General features: G+C 51.0%; 28 protein-coding genes and 1 pseudogene. 26 read left to right on the top strand and 3 right to left on the bottom strand.

What is annotated here, in order from left to right:
- Positions 1-90 precede the first annotated feature (90 nt).
- Both AC0MA3_RS04460 and AC0MA3_RS04465 read right to left on the bottom strand, forming a co-directional pair.
- Positions 91-300 carry a hypothetical protein gene (locus AC0MA3_RS04460; RefSeq protein ID WP_474655295.1) on the bottom strand — a complete coding sequence of 70 codons (210 nt, stop codon included), beginning with the start codon at positions 298-300 and terminating at the stop codon, positions 91-93.
- Between the two features lie 16 nt (positions 301-316).
- Positions 317-532 carry a helix-turn-helix domain-containing protein gene (locus AC0MA3_RS04465; protein ID WP_474655296.1) on the bottom strand — a complete coding sequence of 72 codons (216 nt, stop codon included), beginning with the start codon at positions 530-532 and terminating at the stop codon, positions 317-319.
- 175 nt (positions 533-707) lie between these two features.
- On the opposite strand from AC0MA3_RS04465, the gene AC0MA3_RS04470 reads away from it, so the two are divergent.
- The 10 genes from AC0MA3_RS04470 (at position 708) to AC0MA3_RS04515 (ending at position 7,879) form a co-directional block, all read left to right on the top strand.
- Positions 708-881, top strand: coding sequence for a hypothetical protein (locus tag AC0MA3_RS04470; protein ID WP_474655297.1), 174 nt, complete (start codon positions 708-710; stop codon positions 879-881).
- Positions 878-1,207, top strand: coding sequence for a hypothetical protein (locus AC0MA3_RS04475; RefSeq protein ID WP_474655298.1), 330 nt, complete (start codon positions 878-880; stop codon positions 1,205-1,207). Before AC0MA3_RS04470 ends, AC0MA3_RS04475 begins: the two co-directional genes overlap by 4 nt.
- A gap of 121 nt (positions 1,208-1,328) precedes the next feature.
- Complete coding sequence (locus AC0MA3_RS04480) at positions 1,329-1,580, top strand: hypothetical protein (RefSeq protein ID WP_474655299.1); 252 nt, start codon at positions 1,329-1,331, stop codon at positions 1,578-1,580.
- Complete coding sequence (locus AC0MA3_RS04485; RefSeq protein WP_474655300.1) at positions 1,558-1,881, top strand: hypothetical protein; 324 nt, start codon at positions 1,558-1,560, stop codon at positions 1,879-1,881. Before AC0MA3_RS04480 ends, AC0MA3_RS04485 begins: the two co-directional genes overlap by 23 nt.
- A 1,160-nt stretch (positions 1,882-3,041) precedes the next feature.
- Positions 3,042-3,407, top strand: a complete 366-nt coding sequence (locus AC0MA3_RS04490; RefSeq protein WP_379161339.1) for a hypothetical protein — start codon at positions 3,042-3,044, stop codon at positions 3,405-3,407.
- Positions 3,408-3,444: 37 nt separating this feature from the next.
- Complete coding sequence (locus AC0MA3_RS04495; protein ID WP_474655301.1) at positions 3,445-4,257, top strand: phage antirepressor KilAC domain-containing protein; 813 nt, start codon at positions 3,445-3,447, stop codon at positions 4,255-4,257.
- Positions 4,258-4,327: 70 nt separating this feature from the next.
- Positions 4,328-5,305: a hypothetical protein gene (locus AC0MA3_RS04500; RefSeq protein ID WP_474655302.1), complete on the top strand. Its 978-nt coding sequence runs from the start codon at positions 4,328-4,330 to the stop codon at positions 5,303-5,305.
- A 193-nt stretch (positions 5,306-5,498) separates the two neighbouring features.
- Positions 5,499-6,161 (top strand): hypothetical protein, encoded by a 663-nt coding sequence (locus AC0MA3_RS04505; protein WP_474655303.1) that lies wholly within the window; start codon positions 5,499-5,501, stop codon positions 6,159-6,161.
- 210 nt (positions 6,162-6,371) lie between these two features.
- Positions 6,372-6,893 (top strand): hypothetical protein, encoded by a 522-nt coding sequence (locus AC0MA3_RS04510; protein ID WP_474655304.1) that lies wholly within the window; start codon positions 6,372-6,374, stop codon positions 6,891-6,893.
- 584 nt (positions 6,894-7,477) lie between these two features.
- Positions 7,478-7,879, top strand: coding sequence for a hypothetical protein (locus AC0MA3_RS04515; RefSeq protein ID WP_474655305.1), 402 nt, complete (start codon positions 7,478-7,480; stop codon positions 7,877-7,879).
- 173 nt (positions 7,880-8,052) lie between these two features.
- On the opposite strand, the gene AC0MA3_RS04520 is transcribed toward AC0MA3_RS04515, so the two are convergent.
- Positions 8,053-8,550: a tyrosine-type recombinase/integrase gene (locus AC0MA3_RS04520; RefSeq protein ID WP_474655444.1), complete on the bottom strand. Its 498-nt coding sequence runs from the start codon at positions 8,548-8,550 to the stop codon at positions 8,053-8,055.
- A gap of 436 nt (positions 8,551-8,986) precedes the next feature.
- On the opposite strand from AC0MA3_RS04520, the gene terL reads away from it, so the two are divergent.
- From terL to AC0MA3_RS04600, 16 genes and pseudogenes are all read left to right on the top strand, one after another.
- Positions 8,987-10,798 (top strand): phage terminase large subunit, encoded by a 1,812-nt coding sequence (gene terL, locus AC0MA3_RS04525; RefSeq protein ID WP_474655306.1) that lies wholly within the window; start codon positions 8,987-8,989, stop codon positions 10,796-10,798.
- 14 nt (positions 10,799-10,812) lie between these two features.
- Positions 10,813-12,270 carry a phage portal protein gene (locus AC0MA3_RS04530; protein ID WP_379161354.1) on the top strand — a complete coding sequence of 486 codons (1,458 nt, stop codon included), beginning with the start codon at positions 10,813-10,815 and terminating at the stop codon, positions 12,268-12,270.
- Positions 12,270-13,103, top strand: a complete 834-nt coding sequence (locus tag AC0MA3_RS04535; protein ID WP_379161356.1) for a phage minor capsid protein — start codon at positions 12,270-12,272, stop codon at positions 13,101-13,103. Before AC0MA3_RS04530 ends, AC0MA3_RS04535 begins: the two co-directional genes overlap by 1 nt.
- Before the next feature lie 88 nt (positions 13,104-13,191).
- Complete coding sequence (locus AC0MA3_RS04540) at positions 13,192-13,812, top strand: phage scaffolding protein (RefSeq protein ID WP_379161358.1); 621 nt, start codon at positions 13,192-13,194, stop codon at positions 13,810-13,812.
- A 60-nt stretch (positions 13,813-13,872) separates the two neighbouring features.
- Positions 13,873-14,799 carry a major capsid protein gene (locus AC0MA3_RS04545; RefSeq protein ID WP_379161360.1) on the top strand — a complete coding sequence of 309 codons (927 nt, stop codon included), beginning with the start codon at positions 13,873-13,875 and terminating at the stop codon, positions 14,797-14,799.
- Positions 14,800-14,818: 19 nt separating this feature from the next.
- A complete protein-coding gene (locus tag AC0MA3_RS04550; protein WP_474655307.1) occupies positions 14,819-15,043 on the top strand; it encodes a hypothetical protein in 225 nt (74 codons plus the stop codon).
- 14 nt (positions 15,044-15,057) lie between these two features.
- The gene (locus AC0MA3_RS04555) at positions 15,058-15,441 is read left to right on the top strand and encodes a hypothetical protein (RefSeq protein ID WP_379161364.1); all 384 of its coding nucleotides are present in this window, start codon (positions 15,058-15,060) and stop codon (positions 15,439-15,441) included.
- Complete coding sequence (locus AC0MA3_RS04560) at positions 15,441-15,761, top strand: hypothetical protein (protein WP_474655308.1); 321 nt, start codon at positions 15,441-15,443, stop codon at positions 15,759-15,761. Before AC0MA3_RS04555 ends, AC0MA3_RS04560 begins: the two co-directional genes overlap by 1 nt.
- Positions 15,762-15,805: 44 nt before the next feature.
- Entirely contained in the window at positions 15,806-16,138 is a 333-nt protein-coding gene (locus AC0MA3_RS04565; RefSeq protein WP_474655445.1) for a minor capsid protein, read from the top strand.
- 63 nt (positions 16,139-16,201) lie between these two features.
- Positions 16,202-16,726, top strand: coding sequence for a hypothetical protein (locus AC0MA3_RS04570; protein WP_474655309.1), 525 nt, complete (start codon positions 16,202-16,204; stop codon positions 16,724-16,726).
- A 60-nt stretch (positions 16,727-16,786) separates the two neighbouring features.
- Positions 16,787-17,239: a hypothetical protein gene (locus AC0MA3_RS04575; protein ID WP_474655310.1), complete on the top strand. Its 453-nt coding sequence runs from the start codon at positions 16,787-16,789 to the stop codon at positions 17,237-17,239.
- Between the two features lie 308 nt (positions 17,240-17,547).
- Entirely contained in the window at positions 17,548-17,949 is a 402-nt protein-coding gene (locus tag AC0MA3_RS04580; protein WP_474655311.1) for a hypothetical protein, read from the top strand.
- A complete protein-coding gene (locus tag AC0MA3_RS04585; protein WP_474655312.1) occupies positions 17,946-21,569 on the top strand; it encodes a hypothetical protein in 3,624 nt (1,207 codons plus the stop codon). Before AC0MA3_RS04580 ends, AC0MA3_RS04585 begins: the two co-directional genes overlap by 4 nt.
- 35 nt (positions 21,570-21,604) lie before the next feature.
- Positions 21,605-21,883: pseudogene (locus tag AC0MA3_RS04590) on the top strand (phage tail domain-containing protein); the annotation flags it as partial.
- A gap of 51 nt (positions 21,884-21,934) precedes the next feature.
- A complete protein-coding gene (locus tag AC0MA3_RS04595) occupies positions 21,935-22,369 on the top strand; it encodes a phage distal tail protein (protein WP_474655446.1) in 435 nt (144 codons plus the stop codon).
- 19 nt (positions 22,370-22,388) lie between these two features.
- Positions 22,389-24,080: an SGNH/GDSL hydrolase family protein gene (locus AC0MA3_RS04600; protein WP_474655313.1), complete on the top strand. Its 1,692-nt coding sequence runs from the start codon at positions 22,389-22,391 to the stop codon at positions 24,078-24,080.
- Positions 24,081-24,297: the final 217 nt, after the last annotated feature.

Genomic DNA, 24,297 nt, shown 5'->3' on the forward strand with positions numbered 1-24,297 from the left:
AGCGTTGATTTACCCTTGAATTAGCCGCGCTAACCCTTGCGGAGTGTATTCGTTAGGGTTGCATAAGCTCAGGCTCGCCGTAGAACAATTCTACTCCTCTGTTGAGAAAAAGTACTTCGATGTCTCGTAAGAAGTGCCATTAATTGTTATGTAGTTGGCTAAAAATCCGCCGCCCGTAATTATGCCCTGGTCAATGGGGCTCTGAATATTCTCAACTTCAAAAACATATATCGTTATCTCAGCAGCTCTGCAGAAAGCAAAGTCCTCATTAGTTTTAATACTACGCGGAACTGATTCCATAAAATAACCTCCTATACTATTCTTTTATATACTCAAGTATATCTCCAGGCAATACTCCCAAGCCCCGGCATAGCGCTCCAAGTGTGTCGTAGTCTATGCGCTTAGTAGCATTAGCAGCTAGTGATGTGATTGTGTTGCGGCTAACTCCTGTAAGATCGACGATTTGCTTATTGGATAATCCTCTCTCTTTCATCAAATCCCCTAAACGGCAGCGTATTAGCAGGTCTTCCATATGTATGGCACTCCTCATAAAATATTATTGCACAACATGTTGACATGCGGAAAAAGAGAGGTTAATATAAGGTTAATCAATGCACAGCATGTTGACATATTGATATGTTGACTATTGATAAATATTACGCAGATTATACCATAACGTTTCAAGATTATAAAGGAGGATTACCGAAATGCCCAATCTGATACCGATCAATGCCGTAGAAATCCCCGCTGTCTACCCATCCCGTTCAGGTTCTCGTACCGCCGTCCGTAATCGCCGCGCTGCTCTCCGGTCTGCTCTTTGGAGCGGTCTTAAATTCGCCGTTACTTTGGCCGCTATTATCGTTAAGGAACTCGTACTATGAACGCGAGGCTTATAACGCTGATTCTCGGCCCGTTCGATCCCGGCGAGTTCGAAACGCTGCCGGCGTATCTTGTCGGCAATGACCGCGCTATCTTCGTATTCGAGGGCGCACTATGGGCGCAGGTCGTCCGTCAGAGCGAATCCAGCGCGGATTGTTACGAAGGAAACAACGGTGATGACTCCGTAATGATTGCGGATGATGTGACCGGCGCGGCCGTAGACGTTGTGCCGGCGCTTATCGAACGGTGGGCAGGCATGAGTGCGCTGCAGTTTATCGTACGGGACATGGTTAGCGCCGTGTGTGACGAAATGGGGTTAGCGCTATAATGCCGCTCGATAAGCAGCCGGAGGGATACCGGCCGAAACCTACCGGTGATGCCGGGATGGTCGCGGTAATCCGCAATGCAATCATACAATAGCCGGCGGGCTTTAAACGCGGAGGTCATTCATGGTAAAAACGTTTGAGATTGGATACGCACGCGACTGTAACGGTAATTTTATCGTTACTTGGATTAACGCGCCAGGTCGCACGCAGCAGATAGTTGTTTTACCTCGTGTATTTCTTCGCAATTTCCCCACAACAAATAGCCGCGCCTACACCGGCAGACGGCCCGTAAGTACCGCGCAACTTCATGAACTCGGCTTTATCGTCCGCGTAGAAACGGAGGTCGCCGCTATTGACGAACTCATCCCAGCCTAAGTACCCGCGTATCAATGTCCGTTGGATTCCGGATGACGGCGCAATGGAGCCGGAAGATAGTCGGGGGATCCTCGTAGCAAATAACGCCGCACTCTACCGTTCAGAAGACGGACGCACCGCGCTGGGCATCGTTGAGCCAGCGGATAGAGCCGACTCGTACCGAATTAAAGGCGCTGACCTCGTTTTGTTGTCGCGCGAATCGTTGCCGAAGCTGGCCGACCGTCTCACCGGTATGACCGCGCTGCAGTACCTTCTCTCACTTGTTCCGCATTTTGAATGTCCGGAGGAACTTCCGGTATGAAATATTCACGCAGACTCGCTCGTAAAGATCGCCGTCGTTTGTACATCCGCGAGGTTAACGATACATGGGCGGAGATTAAGATTTACCCGCAAGGTGTCCGCCTGGGTTAACTATTACCGGACCGTCTTCGCGCTAACGTTGACGTCCGTAGTGTGTAACCAACTTTGGGGAGACCCATGTCCGCGCCTACCGGTTGCAGCCGGAGGATCTCGACGCGGAGAATCTCACTGTCCAACTTTGGGCAGCCAACTCAGATTCACGGTGAACCTAACCCCGTACCGTGCGTTACTACTGAATCCACTTGTGGAGTGAGTTAACACGGATCGCCATGCGGGTATGAACCTCAGTCTTACGCAGTACGCCAATGCTGCGCGTAACAACGTGAGTAGCGCCAAATACTTGCGTATCACATCCGGTCACTCACGCCAGGGACACGCCAATGTCTTAACGGGTGGCCGGATTTACTATCGCCAATTACTGTACCGTCGGATGTGGCGCATCCTCCGTGTACGTTCACATATACCCTTGCGGACATCTCCGGGGGCATACGGGGTTGTTCGTACGTTATGAAAAGTAATACGCGCATGTGTTCTCACGGTTCCAAAATATTGAATTTATTTTTTTTGTTTACAGAAACACCTTTGTTGGGTTATTTTTACTTATCGACGAGGCGCTTCCGTAAATGGTGGCGTCTTTTTCATACGTCAATGTCTCAATCTACGAAAATACTGTCCTATTATATAGGGTAAGGTGCGGGAGGTCGAAGTCATTACGGATATATTAATGTAAGGGTGCGGGAAGCCTCGGAGACTGTAAGTAAATCAGTAGATGGTGCGCGAGGCCGTACAGGCTACGATTAATACAATAGGCGGAAATTTAAGTATGTGGTGCGCACAGTGTTATCGGCCGGTGTCAGTAAAAGTATACGGAAAGTGTGTCAGCAGACTCGGCCGCTGTAGATAATACCGTAAATGGTGCGGGAGGCTGCGCAGGCTGTAAGTATATGAGTAGGCGGATATTTTATTTTCGCTGAGTGTGCGAAAAGCAATCGGCAGGTTAGTTAGTGAAAGTGTGCAGGGTCAAAGATAGCTTTCTATAAAGGGGTATAGGCGGCATGACCGCTTAACTATATAAAACCAAACGATAAAGGAGACGCTACTATGAACGATAATCGCTGCGTTGTCGGACGTTTCGGATCGGCGACGTTCACACTCGGACAAACAGCGCTGGCGCTCGGCTGGGATGAGCGTACTATGCGCGAGTTCCTTTACAGACGCAAGGTGCTGCGTAAGTTCGGATTGCCGTTACAGCGCTATATTCCGAAATACTTCGTTATCCACGAGTTCGAAGTGACGGAGACTCCGGAGCCGCCGTTCATTATGCGCTACACCGGTGTAACTGCGGAGGGTATGGCGCTGATTCGTAGGGTTCGAGAAGGGGCAGACGTTAGTGTCCGAGGGGATGACGGCGATATCCAGGTAATGGTCGATCAGCCAATACCGACACGGCTGCCTTACGCCGCTTAGTCGTTAATATAAAACCATTCATTAAGGAGGCATCGTAATGGAACAGTTAACAAAGGTAATTAATATCGAGGGCGTGCGGGCTTACCTTGACGAAAACGGGAATGCGTTTCTAAATCTAGAAGACGTCGCACGGGGGTTGGGCTTCACACAGATAAAGGCCGGTGTTGAGTACATCCGGTGGGAAACCGTAAGCGCGTATTTACGTAACTTTGGATTTTCCCAACGAGCTGGGAAAGACGACTTCATTCCCGAAAGTGTCTTTTACCGTCTTGCAATGAAGGCTAAGAACGAGGTAGCAGAGGCGTTTCAACTAAAAATTGCGGAAGAAATTTTACCATCGATCCGCAAGCACCAAGCATTCATCACTCCGACAAAACTCGAAGAACTCATTCGCGATCCGGACCTTATGATCGGGCTGCTGCAAGAGCTCAAGCACGAACAGCGGGAACGTGCGAGGTTACAGGCGGAGGTCGCTGTTATCCAGCCGAAGGCGGACAAATACACGGAGTTCCTCGACTCCGAGGGGCTCACGACGTTCACGACGATCGGTAAGCACTTCCTCGGCGGAGTTGAAGCGCAGGACCTAACGAAGTTCCTTCAGGGACATGGCATACTCTTTGGGCGGTCCGTGGACAAGTGCTTCCCGCCGCGTAAAGGTTACGAGAAGTGTTTCCGCATCATCCCGCACTATCAAGACGGCCACCTACTGAGACAGCGCGTTAAGGCAACCCCAGCAGGTATCGACCTCATCGTTGAACTTTACCGTAAGCATGACGGAAAGGTTCCGGAACGCAGCAAAAAACGGACAGTGACTCCAGAGATTTCCGTCAGTGTGCGGAAAAGTGCTTAGGAACACGCATAGGGGTGTCTGCAGACTTGCGGATGCCCTATATCTATAAACAAACGGAGGGGGAATACGGATGGACTTTCGTCAAGCAGTATCCGCATACCAAACGGCCGGCGACCGCTACATAATCGACGCAATCCTTGAGAAAGTTGAAACGGACTTCTTAGCGAATACCTCACGCAGATATAAAACGAACTTCACGCGAGACATTTCGATTAATCTGACGAGTCCGGAGGAATACATCGCATATCGGATAAAGGCGATCCGCGAAAAGGCCGTCAAGAGAGCGTACTATGTCCGTAAGGACTCGCAATGGGCTCACTCGGAGATTAATCGCTACCTATCTATTATGGTACTCGACCTAGGTATGCGCATCCCCGCCAAACCCGTAAGGCAATGCTCGTACGGCTATGAGTACGTCTTAACGCCGGAACTAACCGCCTGGCTAAGAGAAAAGAACGGCCGAATAGAGCGAAGGTTCCGCGAAGAAGGTTTTCGCAGCTCGTTTACACACTACCAACGCGCCCTGGACGTTGCCGAAGGCACTGAACAGGAAGCCGTCGCTGAGGAAACGCGGATACGGGCGGAGGTTATGGCGGACATGGTCGGCGCACTAGAATATGCGCTAAAACACGTCGATGTTAGCCGTAGTTCGAGGGAGATCGTCACATACGTCAATAAGGCTCTGTTAACACGCTACTACGACGTCCAGGCGCGCCGAAAGGGAATGCGGAGGGTTACTGTAGACGGACGCCGCCGAATGATTGCGCCTTTTTATGCGGGGGCGATCCGAACGATATTGGGCGTTAACTCTTCGGAAAATTACGTATTTAAACGAGTGACCAATAAGCAGGCGGATTTCATGCGTGAGCTCATCGGCATCGTAGACGGGGACATGGCTGCGGGGGATTGCTCAGCTTACCACGTGCTTCCGAACGGTGAGTACCGTCTCTCGCGGAAATACGCGGCTGAGAAGACCGGACTGCCTTATTTAACCGTAAAAATGCGGCTTTTGAGAATTCGAAAATTAATTATGGAAAGGGCATCGTAAATGTATCCGTAGGGATGTATATCTAGAGACTACGCAGGAAGAAATAAGGGCGCAGACTGCCGCTGAACCACGCGTAAACCACAGTGAGAAAAAGGCGGAAGAGTCATGCGGCATGCGCTTATTTACGCTTACAGGAGGCACGAGTATCCTTCGTACGTCCTTACGTTATTTTAACGATGGAGGGGATGTTAGAGTGGGAATTTTAGAGAAGACGATAGAGGTAAGTACCGCTTTTCGCAACCGACAGTACTACATAGACAAGGGATACACTATTGACCCCGGCGTAAAGAGGTTGGAGGTATCAATAGACGATTTACCACGTGGGTGCGAAAGGTTAGTTACTCCCATATGTGACGCTTGTGGCAAGGTAGGGAGGCAGCGGAAATGGTCTCTCGTAATGAGGGATCGCATTTACGGCATGGACCTCTGCGCAAAATGTATGTACGACATAAACGTAGTTGTTGATCTAGGTGATCGCGAGTCCGTAGGTGAGAAGACGGTAAGATACTGGCTAGATTTTTACCAGTTAGAATATAGAACGCAAGTGCGCAGGAAGGGTGTTATCGGAGTTTGTGGTAGACCTCTTCTGTTTGACTTTGCAATACTAGGAATTTCCGGAGAACCTATCGCATTTATCGAGTACGATGGGGAGCAACACTACCGTCCGTCGGTCTTTGACGGAGGAGACTCGAGTAAAGCTGACCATAATTTCGTATTTCAGCAAGAGTTCGACCGCAGGAAAGATAATCACTGCGCTAAGATAGGGGTCCCTATGATCCGCATAAAGTATGATCTATCTGTTCAGGAGATCGGCGATATTTTAAGTAGATTGAAAGGGGAGTTGCTCGTTGCCTAGTAATTATCTTTATTGCTATTCGCCCGCTATGTTCCACTTTTTACGAGCGGCCGGCCACCGATATATCTGCGTAGGGCTTAACGAAAAGACTGGCGGACGCTTCTGGCTGTTCGCTAAGGACGACGCGGTTAAGCGCACTTTAGACGAATATGACGCAAATAAGTAACGCCAAGCTAACGCAAATATACGCAATAAATGGAGGTTATACGGATGATTGAACAAGTTAAGCCGCTACCTAATGATAAGCGTACGCTACTAGACGGGGCGGCCGGTTATGAAACGTACAATCGCGAGCTTATTCGTAAAGTGTTCCCACGCATCATAACCGAAGCATACGACGAGGTGTTCGCGGGCTCAAAGCGTAAGCCAGAGATACGCGATATTGTTGCGTTGTACTTCCTTCTGCAATCGTATATTGACGGGAATCACACGCGCGCAGACGGTACACACAACGACCGTTTCGGCGCGTGTTTCCTTTCGTATGAGGCGATTATGGCTGCGCTGCGTATCGACAGGCCCCGCGTTAAGCTATTGGCGGATATCCTTGATACTAACGGGATTATACGGACAGCGAGCCACTACGAGGGAACTCGGCGCTTTAAGTGGTACTTTCCGTCATTCTGTCCGCGCATAACCGACGATGGTTATATCGTGGATGAGGACGGCGTAGTTATTAAGCCGGATTTGTCAGTGTATAAACCGAGACGACGCGCGAAAGAGGACGCCGCCTGATGGACCTAAATTGTCTTAGTGTGTGCAGGGCGTACGACTGGTAGTAGGCGCAGGGCGCATTACGGTTAGTACGTCCTAGGCACACGGTAAAGATAGAAAGTAGTAAGAGAGAAAGATGTAAGAGAGAAACAAAACATTACCGCATCGAATTAATTCGCTACGCTCATGAATCCTTGCGGGACAATAGGATTAATAGATTAATCGCGCATAAAAATAGTTTCGAGGGAACGGTAGTGACTGAGATAGGTTTTGCAAAGGACTGAACTATTACCTATTCATGATGATTAATCAAAGAAGAATCTCATGTAGGCAAAGACAAGGAATAGCGCGGATCTAAATAAACGTAGTTTACTTCGCAGGTATAGCGCTATATACCGAATCTATTAAGCGCTAGTATCACGTTAAGTATCGATATACGCAACGCATATTTAAGCGCTGTTCTTACGCTTTGCCCGAGCGTATGAGTAGCGCTATTTATTTGCGCTTTCTACCGTTAAATATACGTTGAATTAGGCGTTCTATACGCAAGGTAATACAAACACTAATAAGCGTCATTCAGGCGCTAATATACGGGAGGAATAACGGTGGCATTAAAACGGTTAGAGGCGCACCATCTTATCGCGCTGAACTATCTTGCGCTACCAAGGCGCGGAGGATTAACGATGGAACAGATCGGAGAGGCCGCAAGTGTATCGCGCCAGGCTGTATACGATTGGCTAAAGGACCCGCTATTTGAACGCGAGCTTAAGAAGCAGATTACGCGGAACACCCTCGATCGGATGCCGGAAGTAGTCGACGCAATGGCAGACGCAGCTATTCGAGACGGTAACGCTGCAGCTGCGAAGCTATTGCTAACGATGAACGAGATGTTAACGGAGAGAGTGGACGTTACGAAGACGGATGTAACCGGACTGGACCGCGAAGAACTCGACCGTAAGATTGCGGAGTATAGAGCGCGCAGAGACGCTGTTAATCCGGAAGTGTAAAGCGTAGGGGAGGCGCAGTGTTAGCGTGTATTAGATGAAGGAATGCGAATGGGTACGTCTTGACTACAGCTTACAGCGCGGTAATTACATCGGCTGCGATGCTCTGGCGCGTGCCCTCCGAGAATTTTTGGAATAGCGAAAAGGGTACGCATTAACTACGTACCCTACGCTCGTTACAGCTTAAACCCTTCGAGAGACTCGTCGATTTCGTCCTGGCGGATGCCTATGTAACGCTTCGTGATGGACGGCGCGGAATGGTTGAATATCTCCTGCAGCGCGGCTACGTCCTTATTGCGCTTGTAGTGGTGATAACCGAACGTCTTACGCATCGTATGCGTACCGATATCCGTACGATCAATCATCTCGCCAGCCTTTACGAGCGCCCTATACGCCTGTGTCGGCGTGATATGGCCGTTGCCCTTACGGGAAGGGAACAGCCAGTCTTCCGGGCTCATACCGCGCGTATACGCAGTGATTTCCGGCTGTATCGCCTTGAGATTAACGTTGCGGACCTTACTGCTCTTTTGCTCAACGATTCGTACGTGCGTCTTGTCTTTGACGTCCGCGACCTTGAGCGTGACTATATCCGATACGCGAAGGCCCGTATTTATTCCGAGGGTAAACATAAATAGATTGCGTTCGCCACACCAGCGACGGAGTGATTGCTTCATGTCTTCGATTTCCTCACGGCTTCGTAACGGCTGGACATCGTATATAGCTTTCTTTTCGTTCACTTTGGCACGTCCTTTACATACGAAATAGTACGTTGAATGTACGATTACGTTATCATGAGCCAATCATAACACGCAACCCTAGTAAAATCAACGTTTTGAATGTACGAAAAGATACAAAATCATACATTCGGAAAATTATGAGGGCGGCCCACCCCCGGCACCCCTCGAAGGGCCTACGTTTCGTGGCGTGTCGGTCCGCGAATCAAAATTAACTTTGAACTTTACGTTATTTCCGCCGGTATCGTAGTCTCGCTGGCATACGCTTGTTTTTACCGTAGAATCACCGTTAAATTAGCCCGCGTAAGCCTTGGAGGGTATAAACGGAAGGTTACACTGTACAAACGCTAATTCCACGACAATTCTACGGGCTGACATGGCGCTGCGTTTTTGCGCCAATTATATCGAAGGAGGTGGCGCGGATATCGCTTGGATAAATGACCGCTGGATTAAACGAGATGAACGCGCCGAGATGATCTCGGGACTCGACGCACTTATCGGGGCGATGACCGCGAGCCTTGATACGTTGACGTACGAAGAAGAATCGGAGCTTGCGCAATATTTAGATGAGATCGATCGATTAGCGCGGATTCATCGGGCGGAGGGAGACCTGCTGTATTTTGCTTTCGAATACTTCTCGGAGACGCGCAATCCGGGTAACGCGGGTAATTGGGACGGATTCGATATCGTGAGCCTTGATGAAGCACCCGCATTTCACCGTGAAATCTGCGAGGAAATGGACAACGTTTCGATGCGGACCATTAACGCTAAGGTAGTGCGGGCGGCGCCGCGATCTCACGCTAAATCATCGTATTTATCAAAGGCTAAGCCCTTGCGTGAGATAGCGTACCGTCATCGTAAGTACATCATTAATATTTCGGAGACACCTACTGTATCAACCGGTAACCTTGAATGGATCGCGGGGCAGCTCAAAAGTAACGAAAAGCTCCGGCGCGATTTTGGGCCGTTGCTTTCGCCGAAACAGCAAGCAAATCCAAAAGACAACTCCACGGAGTTTATCGCATGGGAACCGCAGCCTAACGGAGTACCTCATTTACTTACGAAGATGGAGGCCGCAAGTAGTAACCAAACGTTGCGTGGCCGAAATTGGGAAGGCGTACGGCCAGATCTCATTATCTGCGATGATTTGGAGGACGTAAGGACGAACGCCGCAACGCCTGAACAGAGGTTGAAACTGCGGGACTGGTTCTCTCAGACAGTTGTACCGCTAGGAGATCCGGAAGGTAAAAAGACCGCGATTATCTATATGGGAACTGTCGTACATGTTGAATCCTTGCTCCGAACTGTAATGAAGCGCCCTGACTTCAACGCGAAGCTATATAAAGCACTAATCGAGGAGCCTGAGCGGGCCGATCTATGGGACAATTGCCGCACAATTTATCTAAATACAGACGACGAGGATTCGGTAGCAAAGGCACGAGCTTATTACGAAGCGAATCGCGAAGAAATGGATCGCGGAGCCGTCGTGCTCTGGCCTACGGTTCAGCCGTTATGGACACTGATGACGTGGAAATGGGCAAACGGATCGAAGGCATTCAACACCGAGTATCAAAACACGCCGATTGACGAAGAGTCTGCGATTTTCAATCCGGAAGTATTTCACTATTACGATGAATCCGACTTATTTGACGAATCGGGGCGTCCTAGAGCGCTTGAATTATACGCGTTTTGGGATATCGCACAAGGAAAGAACAGCCGGTCGGACTATAACGCTATCGTTACGATAGGAAAAGACAGATTAACCGGCGTGATGTATGTACTGGACGCCTGGGCGCGCAAATGTCCGGCACATATTGCGTTAGATCAGTCTGTTACGGCAATCGTAGAATACGGGCATAAGGTCTTTGCGATTGAAACAGTCGGCGCGCAGCACGATATGTATCGTCAATTACAGGAACGGCTATCAAAAGAACGCATCGGGACCACTCGACTAAAGCCCGTCATATCCCGCACTAAAAAGGAAATTCGCATAGAGTCATTGGAACCACTCATTGAGAGTGGTTTTTTACGTTTTAACCGTTCGCACCGCCTCTTGTTTGAGCAAATGGAGCAATTTCCTTCCGGGACACATGACGATTTGCCGGATGCACTGGCTGGCGCTGTAGAGGTCGCAGGTGGAACGGGGCGGCGCGGACGGACGTGGCAGAGAAAACCAAAAGGACTTTAAAAGGAGGTTAGGACTTGTTCGAGGTAGGGCATATTTATCCACCAAAAGAACACGAAGACCGAATATCCCGGTACAGAGAGAATGCAGAACTAATAAGCTGCAGCAAAGACATGATTAGGCGAATTGCTCAGTTACTCGAAACAGAAGAACATCGGTTTATTTATACGAACTATGCCGGGTTAATCTGCAAAAAGTCAGCAGACCTACTATTCGGTGAGTCTCCGATATATAGCGCTGGTGAGGACAGTTCTAAAGAGCAAAAAGCCCTTGAGCGTATTGTTAAGGACAACGCGCTAGGTACTGTCAATTACGAAATGGCCTACGGTAACGCCTATCGGGGCGACTCGTTCTATAAAGTGAAGTGGGCGCAGGAATATCGCGGGGCCTTACCCGAGACACTCGATCCTTACCGCGCCGTAATCGAAGCGCAAAACGCAGCGTATGTGTTTCCGGAAACTATCCCAGGTAACGATAAGAAAATCGCAGCTTATCATATCGCGGTTCCGGTAAAAGTTACCGAAGGGAACTCTGTAAAATGGGAACTTTTCGTAGAGACGCATAAGCCGAGCGAGATCATTACGGCTAAATATGCAATGTCTGCGCAGTCGACTAAAGATGGCGAAGTTATTTCGTGGAATATTACCGAGGAACTTGAAGCGCCGGGCGATCCAATCGAGACAGGCGTACCCCTTCCGCTAGTAGTTCACGTTCCTAACTTTGCGCTTGATACGTCTTGGCAAGGCGTCGACGACATTACTGAGAATAGGGCGCTTCTTCGCGAGATTAATCACCGTCTTACGCAGATATCTAGCATCCTGGATAAGCACGCCGATCCAATTCTCGCGGTCCCAACTGGCGTATTAGAAGACGGTCCCGACGGCGTGCCTCAGCAAAAAGCGGCTTACGCTAAAGTGTTTGAGATCGTAGGAAAAGACGACGTTATACCGCAGTACGTTACTTGGGACGGACAACTTGAGTCCGCTTTTAAAGAGCTAGACAAGCTCATTGACGCGCTGCTAACCGTCGCTGAACTTCCTCCGGTGGCTCTCGGTAAAGAGAACGCTGGAACTAGCGGTGCGACGGGGCTCGCGGTCAAATATCGGATGGGACCACTGCTTTCGAAGACGACGCGTAAACGCCAGTATTTCGATAAAGCGTTAATCGAGGTGCTTTTCATCGCGCAATTATTAGAACACGCACAGTCCCGTGAGGATCTCGGATATACTCCGACGAAGCCACACATTATTTTCAAAGACGGACTGCCTACGGACGCCCGCGAGATGGCAGAAATAGCGCAAATACGTACGGGTGGAAAAGCGACATTGGCAGTATCTGATGCGATTAAGCGGTTGGACGGAGTGAACGATGAACAGGCCGCACAAGCAATCGCGCGGATTGACGACGATGAATCGCGAACGGCTGGAACGGTCGACTCCTCAGTATTTAATGAGACCGGCGAGAGTGCTGCGTAATGGTTATACCGGACCCGCAATACGATTACGACGTCGGTCTACTCGTTCACGCATTCAAAACCGCAATACTCGATATAACTGGCGAACTCTCCCGTCTTGACTTAACCGGCCTATCCCGCGCTAATTCAAAGTTCGCACTCGCGGAAGTTTCAAAGATACTCAGCGGACTCAACGCGGAGTCTGCGGCGTGGGTAGAAAAATACGTACCAAAAGCGGCGACCGACGGAGTAATCCGCGCGATCGTCGATTTGGGCGTTGTGAACACCATGGCCGAGGCGGAGAACATTGCGAAGTTTAACCGCATCAATCGCGAGATGGTCGCGGCAGCCGTAGCAGATACACAAGCGGACGTATTGGCGGTTACGCAGAATATCGAGCGCAAGGTACGGAGCGCAGTCCGCCAGGCAACCGCAGATTCTTTGCGGAGGAATATGGCGAAAGGGGTTAACGGCAACCGTACGATTAGCCGCGATATTCTCAGCGGAATGAAGAGGACGCTGGGCGACTCCGTTAATACCGGAATAATTGATTCGGCCGGAAGGCGCTGGGACCCAAAAGTTTATACCGACATGTTGGCGCGAACAAAGTTATCGCAAGTACATCGCGAAGCTACGACAAATGAGGCGATTGGACGAGGGGCTTATTATGCGGTAGTGTCGCGCCACGGTGCCTCGGATGCCTGCCGCAATTGGGAGGGCCGGATAGTGAGGCTGATTCCGGAAGCGCCCGGCGACTTTCCGTTTGTAGGCGAAATCCCGAGGCGCGAACTGTTTCACCCGTCATGCCGGCACGTTTTATCGCCAATACGTGATCCGAAGTTATTGGAGCAATAAGGCTCCGCGTCCAGACGTGAATTGACGCGATAAACTTTACGGTTAGCCATTCGATAGCCGACGGGCTCAAAACGGACGGAGGAATACGATGGAAACCGAATTTACACGTAGCAAAGTCTCACGATATCCGTTGAATCTGCAGCTATTTGCGGAGGGCGATCCCGATCCGGACCCAACGCCGGACCCAACAGACAAGACGTTCACACAGGCGGATCTAGACCGCATTGTTGCCGACCGTCTCGCGCGTGACCGAAAAGGACGCGAAGATTACGACGATATCAAGGCAAAACTCGCTGAGGTGGAAGGTAAGCAGGCTACAATTGCAGCGGAGAAAGAGGCTGCCGAAAAACGCGCTCAGGAAGCCGAAGAAGTGCGCTCGAAAGTGTTTGAGGAGGCTAACGCGCGGTTGGTAAAGGCGGAGTTTAAGGCGCTGGCACACTCCGGAGAGCTGAAAATCCGGGCGGATGCAGTTGACGATGCGTTCAGGCTCGCGGACATGTCCGCAGTTACAGTTGATGATGCTGGCAATGTAGTCGGAATAGAAGACGTAATTAAAGTGCTAATCGAGTCTAAGCCATATCTGGCAGACACGGCCGGCGGTAGAAGCCGTCAAATTGGCGGGGATACAAACGGGGGGAGCCGTAAGCCTGGAACTGACGGGCTTAGCACTCGCGAGAAGCTTTCCGCAGGATACGCTGCAGGTAAATAAGATAGCAGAGGGCCCTAAATGGGTTCTTTTTTATTACAAAAAACTAGGGGGATTTATAAAATGGCATTGACACTATTGGAATCCGCAAAACTTTCACAAAACACGCTTCAACAAGGGGTAATTGAGACTTTCGTGCAAAATGCACCAGTGCTGCAGCTTATGCCGTTTATGGACATTCAGGGCAACGCCTACACGTACAATCGCGAGGCTACGCTGCCTGGAGTTGCATTTCGCGGCGTTAACGAAGCCTACACCGAGTCCACTGGCACGGTTAACCCGGTCACTGAGAGCCTGGTAATCCTGGGCGGGGACGCTGACGTTGATAGATTTATTCAGCAAACGCGCTCTAATATCAATGATCAACGCGCAATTCAAACGGCATTGAAAACAAAAGCGGCGGCCTTCAAGTTCCAAGACACTTTCTTCAACGGTGACACTGCTGTTGATTCTAAATCATTCGACGGCTTGAAGAAACGCCTTACCGGTAGTCAGTTAATTACGGCAGCCACCAACGGTTTGGATCTAAGCGATGCAGCAAACGCGGCCCTATTCCTCGAAGCTCTGGACGCTTTGATTTATCAGACTCGCGGTAGAGCAGACGCGCTGTTCATGGATTCTAAGACAATGATTAAGGTCAACTCAATTGCGCGTAAGCTTGGCTACTTCACTCAAAGCGAGGATGCTTTCGGTAAACCGGTCGTTACTTATAACGGCGTTCCAATGTTCGACGCAGGCGATAACGCTGCTGGAAATAAGGTAATCGGCCACGCTGAAACAGCCGGAACAGCAACCAACACAACTTCAATCTACGCCGTTAAATTTGGTGCAGACGAGTTCGTATCCGGTCTGACTAACGGTGGCGTGATGGTTGAAGACCTCGGCCTTCTGCAAGAAAAGCCGGCTTACCGTACGCGTATCGAGTTTTACACTGGACTCGCTCTCTTCGACGGCAAGTCCGCTGCACGTCTGTCCGGTATCATTGCCTAAGTAAACGGGAGGTGCGCAGATGTCCGTAATCAAAACGCCTAACCCGAACTATGACGGGATGACAATCGGCGTCAAGTTTAGCGATGGAATGGCCGTGGTTGAAGACGAGGATCTGCGCAGGATTCTGGTTAATGACTACGGCTATTTTTCGGAAGAAGACGAAAGTAAACCGGAGGAGCCGCAAGTCAGCGCCATAAAATCGTCAAGGCCGCGTAAGACTGCCGCAAAGCCCTCCGGTAAATAAACGGAGGTGTGCGCATGTCAACATCAGTAACCGCAGCAGAGACTTATATTAGCGCGAACGTAATCGATATTGAAGGATGGGCGGACTCAGACGTAGCCAAAAAACAACGATTGTTAAACGTGGCTGAGCGTACTTTGATTCGCTATTATTCTAAGTACTCGGTTCCAGACGACGCGGTGTATGAATTTGCTGCGGCTCTGGCTACGGTCTACAGCGACGTAATGGTGCAAGGTCAGCGCGGAATACAGGCGACATCACTCAGCGGAGTTACCTCGATGACCTTCCGTGATGGTTCACGCGAGTTAATTGTACTGATACCGCAAGCCTGCCGGGATCTTATCGGAGACGCGAACGGTGTCAAGATACCAACGCGTAGAGTCGGGAGGTTGATTCCGTAATGGCGCTGATACCGCTTAAACAGACGGTCACAATTACGCCGGCGGACGGCTTCGATCCGGATTATAATACGCCGATACCGGGCGTCCCTTACGCGCTGAAATGTAGGTTCCAGGAGGGCGTTAAGCTCGTGCGCAATCAATACGGAGCCGAAGTCGTGAGCGTCGGCACGTTCTACCTCGATAAGCTCGCGGATATTTTACTCAGCGATACATTTACGTATACCAACGAATTAGCAGCGGAAACAACGTACACGCCAATCGCAATCAGCGTAAAACGGGCGCTCAACGGGAAGCCACTGTTAACGGAGGTGGACGTATAGTGGCGCTCACATTAGTGGATATCAACGCAGCGGTCCGGTTAGCGATGCCGGGCATTACCGTAGTCGGCAACGATTTTATAACGGGCAATCCGGATGATTGCGCATATGTACGGATAACAGGCGGCGGCGCTCCTCGCGAGTGGTCGTCCGTTGCTTATCCGGCGTTCCAAGTCGTAATACGTTCGAAACTCTCCGCGACTGCAGAAGCGAAGGGGAACGCGTTAATCGCGGCGCTGCACGGTAAGACCGAGTTTATGCTCGGGAGTACGCGCGTGGTGAAATGCCTGGCGGATCAATCTGCGCCGTGGTATCTCGGTCCGGACGAGAGTGGCCGCGCACTATACTCCGTCAATTTTACGTTAACAACGTCACTATAAACGCAGGGCTGTCCGTAATCGGACGGCTCTTTTTGTTACGCACATTAAAGGGGGAAATAACGAATGGCTCAAGACTTTAGCAAAATCGAGATCGGACCGGCAATCGTTGAGTACGGGGATGGCGCGGGCATGGTCACGTTTGAGACCACAATCGGCGGCGTTGTGCTCAACACGGAGACAACTTACCGCGAGCAGAAAACGGACCAAACCGGTGAGACAGTCGTCGGCAAGCGGATTACTGGCCGTAATGTGAGCGTGACAGTACCATTCGGCGAGTACGAGATCGACACGATTCCGAAGATTATGGCGGGCGCTGAGGTAGTTACCGGAACCGGCGGGTCTAAGGTTCTCATTAAAACCGGAGTCGGCGCTAACTTGATTGATACCGCAAAGAAGGCCGTAATCAAACCAATCGCTCATAAGACCGACGCGGACTTTTGGATTACGCTACCTCTCGCTTACTCCGAAACTGACCTGTCTTACTCGTTCAATAACGAGAACGAACGCATCACTAACGTAACACTCCGGTCAACTCCGGATACTGACGGAGTAGTCCTTATTTTGGGAGACGTACTCATCACTCCGTAACACCTTAACCAAAAGGGGCGCGTAACTGCGCCTCTATTTTATTTATAGGGAGCGAAAATAATGCAGCTATTTAAGCGTTCAGATAAAGCGGCCGAAACGGAAGCAACCGCGCAGGAAATCCCCGTGATTGATCCGTCCGTAGTCACACTCGGCGGCCAGGCGGTTAAGGTGCGCAAGGTAACGATTAAGCAATGGCGCGAACTGTTTACGGTCGTCGGCACGTTGCCCCAAATGTTAATCAGCGTAATGACTGCGCCAGAAGAAAGCCGGATATCGTACCTGCTCGCGGTCGTTGAGCACGCATTAAGTGACGTTGTCAACGTGGTAAGCGTGTTGACCGATCTTGAGGCGGAATGGATCGATGAGAACGTAGCGCCTGACGAATTGATGGCGTATTTCACCGCCGTTGCGCGCGTGAACGATTTCGGCGGACTCTTAAAAAACGTGCAAGGCGCTCTAAAACTGACGCAAACGCTGGACAAAGCGGCGGACGCAGCGATGAGCGCGGAATAACGATTGAGCACTTTTTTATTGACGCAGCCGTACGCCTGGGCAAGACGCAAGTCGAGTTCGAGCGCGGTTACTACGTGATGGACTTACTCGACGTTCTCGAAGCGGAGACACGGCGCAAGGCCGGCGAAACATTGGACGCGCTCAACGTAAACGTCATGTCGCAGTCGACGAACGTTGATGATTTCCGGAGTTATGCGGACGGCTTACGGAACGCGGCTGGCTTTAAGCAGGATAGCGCGCCAAAATACGACGAGGCCGGATTTATACTAATGCGCGAGCAGCTGCGAAGGGAAGCGAGGTGATCGGATATGAGTTTTGGCGCAGATACATCGGAATTATTCCGTTTCTTAGCGCAGCAGGAGTCGCGGGTAGTTGCCGCAGCGATATCCGGATTGCACGACGCTACCGACCGCCTGCTTGTGGACTCGCGGAATGAGGCGCCACTTAAGACCGGAACATTGCGGATGACGGCCGGCAAGAAAGTCGTTAACGAGAACGGCCAGATATACGGAGAGGTGTTTTATTCCGCAACCGAAGAGAGTCCAAGCGGCGTCCGCTTTAACTACGCGCTACGCGTTCACGAAATGGGCGAATACAAGAATCCGACTACGCCCGGCACGCGTCCGAAGTTCCTATCGCGGCCGCTGCGTACGAATGAGCGGCTATATCAACGTTTTATAAATGACGCGATAAGGAGGGCGCTATCATGACGACAGGAGGCGCAGCAAGCGTCGGCGAAATACGCGCACGGATCACGCTAGAGATGACGGAGTTTCGTCGCCAACTAGACGAAGCTCGGCGCAGAATACGCGAACTCGAAGGCGATACGCGGCGCGGAGCTGACGGATTCCGCGATATGGGCGGAGCAATCGCAGGGCTCGCGGCTGGCGCGGGACTATCGAAGTTGGTCAACGAAATGCAGCGCGCAGTTAACGAAGCGACGAAGTTACACTCGGCATTCGCGGGGCTCGCGGCGGTTGCGAAGGGATTCGGAGTACAAACGAAAGACGCAAACGCAGCCGTACAGGATCTCGCATCGCGCGGATTCCTATCGTTGACCGAGGCGGCACAAGCGTATAAGACTGCGTTATCGACCGGATTAAGTCTCGATGAGTCAACGAAGCTAATTAACTCGCTCGCGGACTCGGCGGCATACGGGCGGCAATCGTTTTATACGATGGGCGGCGCGATCCAGGCGTCACTCGACGGGATCAAGAACGGTAACTCCGTACTTTCCGACGCAGTAGGTGTGACGAAGAATCTCAGTACCATGCAGAAGGAATACGCGGCATCCATCGGGACGACCGTCGGCAAATTGACGGACGCGCAGAAGATACAAGCCGCATACAACGGATTTATCAACGAAGGTATTTACTACGTCGGCAACGCGGACCAAGCGATGCAGGGGATTATCGGAAGCCAAGCGCGATTCACGCAGTCCACTAATCAAGCGACGGTAGCGCTCGGCGAAGCGTTTACGCCGGTCGTACAGAAAGCGCTCGACACGCTGACTCCGCTGATTATCGAGTTTGCGGACTTTACTTCCGCGAATAAGGAGCTCGTATCAGGACTCGCAACGGGTACTGGCGGGCTATTGCTTTTCGTCCTCGGAATAACTACGTTGTCAACGGCGCTAAAAGTGATACCGGCGCTGTTCACCGCAATAAAAGTAGCGGCGGCCGGACTCGGAATAGCAACGGGACCGCTCGGAATTGCGCTATTAGCAGTTGGCGCATTGGCTGCCGCATTTGGTGCATTAACAGCGGCTAAAGCGCGCGATAAAGCGCAGACAGAAGCGATGCTATCGGCGCAGAAAGAGCTTAACGAATTGCTCGCAAAGGCTCCGATCGACCGCACGTCTGCAGACGACGATACCTTGCGCTCGAAAGCGGAGGAGCTTAACGGAGTCCTCGAAGAGCGCGCGAAGCTGCAGGCGCAGATTAACGAGTATCAAGCCGCAGGTGAGCGGGGCGAAGGTACTCCGCAGATGCTTTCGGAGGCAATGGATATTAACGATGAGCTCGAAAAGATGGACGATAAGCTACGCACGCTCGGCTTCGACGGCGTATCCGCAGCAACGGACGCACTCAGCGAAATGAACCAGGCGCTCAAATACTCGGTTGACCGCGTTACCGAACAGGATCAAGCGGAGTACGAGGCGCTGGCTACAAAGAAGGCTACGTTGGTACAAATGAGCGCGCTGGCTAACGAGTTTAAAACGCTGAACGCTGCCCAAACGCTGGACGCATCGCAGAAAAGCCGCATGGTCGATATTACGGAAAAGTTAATCGAACAGTATCCGGAGCTTAACGCGCGCCAAGGCGAAGACGGCCGTATACGCGCGGATAACATTAATACGATTATTGCGCAGATCGCGACGGATAAGCGCTTTACGGATATGGCCGCAGACAATGCCGCTACACGTATCCGTAACTTTGCGAAGGAAAACAAGGCGCAGGCGGCGGCGGTGCAGGCGCAGATCGATAATTATACGCGGCTCATTCAGGCAATGGCGCAGGTATCTGGAGCGCGTGCGGAAACATTTGCGGATTCCGTTGCGCAAGGTGCCGCGAAAATGGCTGGCGGAACTCCCGGCGTTATGGACATCGTGTTTAATAACGCGCTAACGAGTAAAGTAACGCAGGAGGCCGAAGCCAAGCGGACCGAGGCGCTTCGCCAGCAGCAAAAGTACTCGGAAGCTGCGCGGAATATGGAAAAGCTCGCTACGCAAGTTACTACGGGTACGCAGACGTTCGACAAAGGAGTTATAGCGCCTGACGCTCCGAAGGCACCGAAGGCCAAAAAGGAAAAGTCCGCAGCCGAACTAGCCGCCGAAGCGCGTAAGGCCGCGTATGAATCCGATCTTAAAACGGTTCAGTTTCAAGCGGACTTTTACGATATGACGGCCGATGCGCAAATTAAGAAATACGAAGAGTTGCGGAAGAAGCACGCGCAGTTTTTGAAGGAGTCCGTAGACGATGCGCGCACCTTATCGCTGCAGCTTAAAAACCTATCGGAAGACAGCGTAAAATCTCGCTATGACTTCTCGGCTACATGGATTGAAGCGGAATCTAAGCGCATGGAAGACAGCGGTAAAACGGAGCTCTCCATCGCGGAAATGAAACTCGCAAGCTGGACGCGGCTGCGCGACCGATACGCTAAGGATTCGGAGCAGTATAAGGCAGCGGACGAACAGCGCCGCCAAGCGCGAAAGGACGTAGCGAGCGCAACTGAAGCGGCTGCCCGCGATCAATACGATGCGTCCGCTAAATGGATTGACGCGGAAGAACGCCGTATGTCTCGCGCGGGCAAAACGGAGATAGAGATCACGCAGATGAAGATCGCCGCCTGGACTCGTGTGCGCGACCGCTATTCGAAGGACAGCGAGTATTACGCGAAGGCCGACGAACAGCTTTACCAACTTCGCGAGGACCTGACGAAGCAGACGGTAGCACTCGCGGACGATCTCGTTAAGGCGCAGAAGGACGCGATTAACGACGCGAAGAAAGCGGATATCGACGCAATCGAAGAACGTAAGCAGGCGGCTCTTGACGAGTATGATGCGCGTATCGACGCTATCCAGCGGTTGCGTGACGCTAATAAGGAGCTCAACGCCGATGCCGATTACGAGACGCAACTCGCGGAGAAACGGGCGCGTGCAGCGGAGTTACAGTCCGCAGTCGGTCCGGCCGGCATCGAGGAGCGTAACGCGGTACTCAAGGAAATCGAGCGGATGCAACTCGAACATGACCGCGAGCTTACGGATCGGTCGTTAGAAACGCAGCAGGACGCGCTTAAGGACGAAAAGGACGCGCAGTCCGCCGCGTTTGACAAGGAAAAATCCGCAGCCGAAGCGCAGTACGATGCGCTATTAAACGCATTCGACGCTTACTCCGGTAATATCAAAACGGTTGAGGACGGAATCGCGGCGTACAGAGTCAGCGCAAGCGGAGCGGCGAACAGCGCGATCCTCACGGAACTCGACGCGTTCGTAGCGCAGTATAACGCGAAGATGGCGGTTATAAGCGCACCGAACACGACGCCGAAGACTAGCGGAGCGGGTAGCGCATTAGTCGGACCAGCCGCGCCAATCGCGGCGCTCTCCGGTGCAATACCGCTCAGTTCGCAGCAGCAGTCGACGTTATGGGGCGCGCTAGCAACTCCGCGTGTTGCGTCTGCGTCTCCGGCGGCGCCTACGTACGTAACAACGACCATCGACATGAGCGTAAACGACGTTGCTCTGACGGGCAAAGCGGACATAACGGCGCTGTATGACGAGCGGGCTCGCATAGCTGCGCGCTTGCAATCATCGGGGGTGAAGACAGTTTAATGACGATAAAAGACGTTAGTGTTAACGGAATATGGATGTCAACGTTAGGGGCGGCGCTTTATGAGCGTCGTCTTCCTGTTTTACCGGAAACGGAAGATAACACGCTTAAAGTTGCGGACAGGACCGGCGTGCTTGACTACGGCGCCACGTACGGAACGCGGTCGATAGCTTTAACGTTCGAGATCACGTCGAGCGCTGCGGATTTTAACGCAACCGTTGCGGCGCTGGCCCGGACATTCAGCGTTCAGCGCGGAGAATTAGCGCTAGAGTTCTCAGATATGCCGGATAAAAAGTGGCGCTGTGTCTACGCCGGGACATTAACGCTCGGCGCGACCGGATCGCGTTTAATTGACGTACAGTTGCGTATGAATGATCCGTGGCCGACGTCCGCACAGACGACAGAGCTGCGTGAGTACGGGCAAGGGCTGTCCGTCGGTGAGGGATATTACTATTCTGCGCACAGCTTCGCGATTACAGCGAGCGGCCAAACGTTCACGGTAAATAATCGCGGATCGCTCGAAGTCGGACCGCTGATTCGCATATACGGATCGTTTACGAATCTAACGCTTTCTGACGGACTAAACACGCTGACGCTTACGGGATCGACCGCAGCGAATGACGTTATCGAAATCGACTGCGCTCCGGATAAACATACGGTTAAGAAAAACGGCGCGAACGCCTACGCGATGAGTAACCGCGTGTTTCCGTTGCTGCAGCCGGGAGAGACGACGTTTACCGTAACGGGCAGCGCGGTTAATGTGCGGATTGAGTTCGTGTACTACTATAAATATCTGTACTAACGAAAGGGGCGCGTAATTAATGGGATTTGTAAGACGCGTGATAACGGAAGCGCTGGACTTCGCGAACCTTGCGAAGCATAACGCCAACTTTGCGGACATTGAAGCGGATTTAACGGATCATAGCGGGCGGATCTCGGATGTGGAAGCGGAGTTAGTAACGCAGGACGGACGAATTGATAATATCGTAGCGAGTAGCGGGAGTAGTAACCTGGAGATCGTAGATGCGCGCGAAAGTTACGCTACGCTGCGAGAACGGCTGGATACGGAGTTTGGCGGGATTGGTACGGAGTTGGCTTCGGTAAATGTGCAGATGGCGGAAAATACGCAAGATATAGCCACGCTATACACCACAACTACTTTGATTGATAGCCGAAGCCAAGATCGGTTTCGCAATAATATTATGGACACCTCCACAGAGAAAGCTATAGTCTTGGTCGGGGATTCAATCGGTGAAGGGACAAAATCATCGAACTTTGTGCGGGATAGTTTTGCGGGGGTCGTCCGTAAGGTTATTAACCTGGAGTATCGTAATAAGAACTATGGTTTTGAAAGTTTTTATGTCGGTTCGGGAGTCACAAAGTACCATACCTTGAACATATCCGCGTTCACCGTGAGTTTTGACAGCGCATATTATGGGGGCGTAAAAGCAGCAAGTACTACGTCTGGGGGTTATATTGAGGCGACATACGTAGGAAAGTCTGCAAAGTTGGTATACAGTAGCCGGGTTGGCGGTGGAAACTTAGCAGTTTATATGGATGGCACACTAATTGGAACTATTAACACTTCAGTGATGGGCGCTAATCCAAATGCGTGCGTTTCCTTTGAAATACCGGCATCTAATTGGGGTCAGCATACTATAAAAATACTCAAAACAGATGCAAATCCAACTGATATTTGCGGACTAATGTACTATGAAAATTCATCAATCAATTCTCCGACTGTTCATAATGTAGGGCGTTCGGACATCACACTCAGTGAGATTCCTACAGCTATACTGGATTCATATTGCGCTGGTGGCATGGTTGTTCTAGCTCTAGGGGTTAATGATAACCATTTCAATGCTGATATTAATACTTATATAAGTAAATTGAACTATGTAGCATCTAAAGTGAGGTCGCTTAACGGTAATTTGATCATATGTGATTTTATTTTCAGCCTTCCAAGCACGAACATCTATAAGAAGGCCATGGCAGATGTGATCAATAGTTATCCTGAGTTTGACTTAATCGACTTTGGAGCGCTGTGGTTTAGCAACACATCCGACAATATAGTTGCTGGACTACTTGATCCCGATGCAGTACACCCTACAGTAGCAGGCCACGAATTCATAGCAAATACATTACTCAAACATATGAACCTACCGTACACCAAAAAAACTTCCTCATTTGTTCCAGATACTTCATTTGTCCCGTTACCTCTACAGAATGGATGGGTAAGTTTCGGTGCTGGATATGAATCGGCAGCATATCGTTTATACCCAGACGGGCGAGTTTACCTAAGAGGAACCATTAAATCGGGTACAATACTAGCTACAACCGTGATCGCTAATCTACCTCCTGGACGCAGACCTTTAAAAGACCGTGTCTTCCCAGTCGCTAATACAAGTTATGCCGAAGTTGGGGTGAGTTCAACTACAGGAAATGTCTTTATTAATTCTGCTACATCATCTGTTTATGTATCCCTAGACGGAATCACGTTTGAAGTCGACTAGGGGGCATTTAACGTCGCTGTTTAACCGTTCTTCCTTTTATTTTTAACTTAAAGACGTTTCGACATCCGTTAGGACAGTAACCGGTTCCTTTTTCGTATATCCAACCACCACCATCATAATCATAACTGCCTCTTGCCACCCATAAAGTGCCGCATTTTTTACATCTTAGCGTATCATAATCCGAGTCAGACGTTTCTGGTAGGACAACCATACAACT

The sequence above is a fragment of the Paenibacillus sp. LS-5 genome, assembly GCF_056121505.1.

Coding starts and splice junctions, on each gene's coding strand:
- AC0MA3_RS04545 (WP_379161360.1), top strand. CDS start 13,873: ATGGCATTGACACTATTGGAATCCGCAAAACTTTCACAAAACACGCTT.
- AC0MA3_RS04535 (WP_379161356.1), top strand. CDS start 12,270: ATGGTTATACCGGACCCGCAATACGATTACGACGTCGGTCTACTCGTT.
- AC0MA3_RS04550 (WP_474655307.1), top strand. CDS start 14,819: ATGTCCGTAATCAAAACGCCTAACCCGAACTATGACGGGATGACAATC.
- AC0MA3_RS04580 (WP_474655311.1), top strand. CDS start 17,548: ATGAGTTTTGGCGCAGATACATCGGAATTATTCCGTTTCTTAGCGCAG.
- AC0MA3_RS04520 (WP_474655444.1), bottom strand. CDS start 8,550: ATGAAGCAATCACTCCGTCGCTGGTGTGGCGAACGCAATCTATTTATG.
- AC0MA3_RS04490 (WP_379161339.1), top strand. CDS start 3,042: ATGAACGATAATCGCTGCGTTGTCGGACGTTTCGGATCGGCGACGTTC.
- AC0MA3_RS04570 (WP_474655309.1), top strand. CDS start 16,202: ATGGCTCAAGACTTTAGCAAAATCGAGATCGGACCGGCAATCGTTGAG.
- AC0MA3_RS04480 (WP_474655299.1), top strand. CDS start 1,329: ATGGTAAAAACGTTTGAGATTGGATACGCACGCGACTGTAACGGTAAT.
- AC0MA3_RS04465 (WP_474655296.1), bottom strand. CDS start 532: ATGGAAGACCTGCTAATACGCTGCCGTTTAGGGGATTTGATGAAAGAG.
- AC0MA3_RS04585 (WP_474655312.1), top strand. CDS start 17,946: ATGACGACAGGAGGCGCAGCAAGCGTCGGCGAAATACGCGCACGGATC.
- AC0MA3_RS04500 (WP_474655302.1), top strand. CDS start 4,328: ATGGACTTTCGTCAAGCAGTATCCGCATACCAAACGGCCGGCGACCGC.
- AC0MA3_RS04560 (WP_474655308.1), top strand. CDS start 15,441: ATGGCGCTGATACCGCTTAAACAGACGGTCACAATTACGCCGGCGGAC.
- AC0MA3_RS04510 (WP_474655304.1), top strand. CDS start 6,372: ATGATTGAACAAGTTAAGCCGCTACCTAATGATAAGCGTACGCTACTA.
- AC0MA3_RS04575 (WP_474655310.1), top strand. CDS start 16,787: ATGCAGCTATTTAAGCGTTCAGATAAAGCGGCCGAAACGGAAGCAACC.
- AC0MA3_RS04495 (WP_474655301.1), top strand. CDS start 3,445: ATGGAACAGTTAACAAAGGTAATTAATATCGAGGGCGTGCGGGCTTAC.
- AC0MA3_RS04470 (WP_474655297.1), top strand. CDS start 708: ATGCCCAATCTGATACCGATCAATGCCGTAGAAATCCCCGCTGTCTAC.
- AC0MA3_RS04565 (WP_474655445.1), top strand. CDS start 15,806: ATGCCGGGCATTACCGTAGTCGGCAACGATTTTATAACGGGCAATCCG.
- AC0MA3_RS04540 (WP_379161358.1), top strand. CDS start 13,192: ATGGAAACCGAATTTACACGTAGCAAAGTCTCACGATATCCGTTGAAT.
- AC0MA3_RS04600 (WP_474655313.1), top strand. CDS start 22,389: ATGGGATTTGTAAGACGCGTGATAACGGAAGCGCTGGACTTCGCGAAC.
- AC0MA3_RS04555 (WP_379161364.1), top strand. CDS start 15,058: ATGTCAACATCAGTAACCGCAGCAGAGACTTATATTAGCGCGAACGTA.
- AC0MA3_RS04460 (WP_474655295.1), bottom strand. CDS start 300: ATGGAATCAGTTCCGCGTAGTATTAAAACTAATGAGGACTTTGCTTTC.
- AC0MA3_RS04475 (WP_474655298.1), top strand. CDS start 878: ATGAACGCGAGGCTTATAACGCTGATTCTCGGCCCGTTCGATCCCGGC.
- terL (WP_474655306.1), top strand. CDS start 8,987: ATGGCGCTGCGTTTTTGCGCCAATTATATCGAAGGAGGTGGCGCGGAT.
- AC0MA3_RS04595 (WP_474655446.1), top strand. CDS start 21,935: ATGAATGATCCGTGGCCGACGTCCGCACAGACGACAGAGCTGCGTGAG.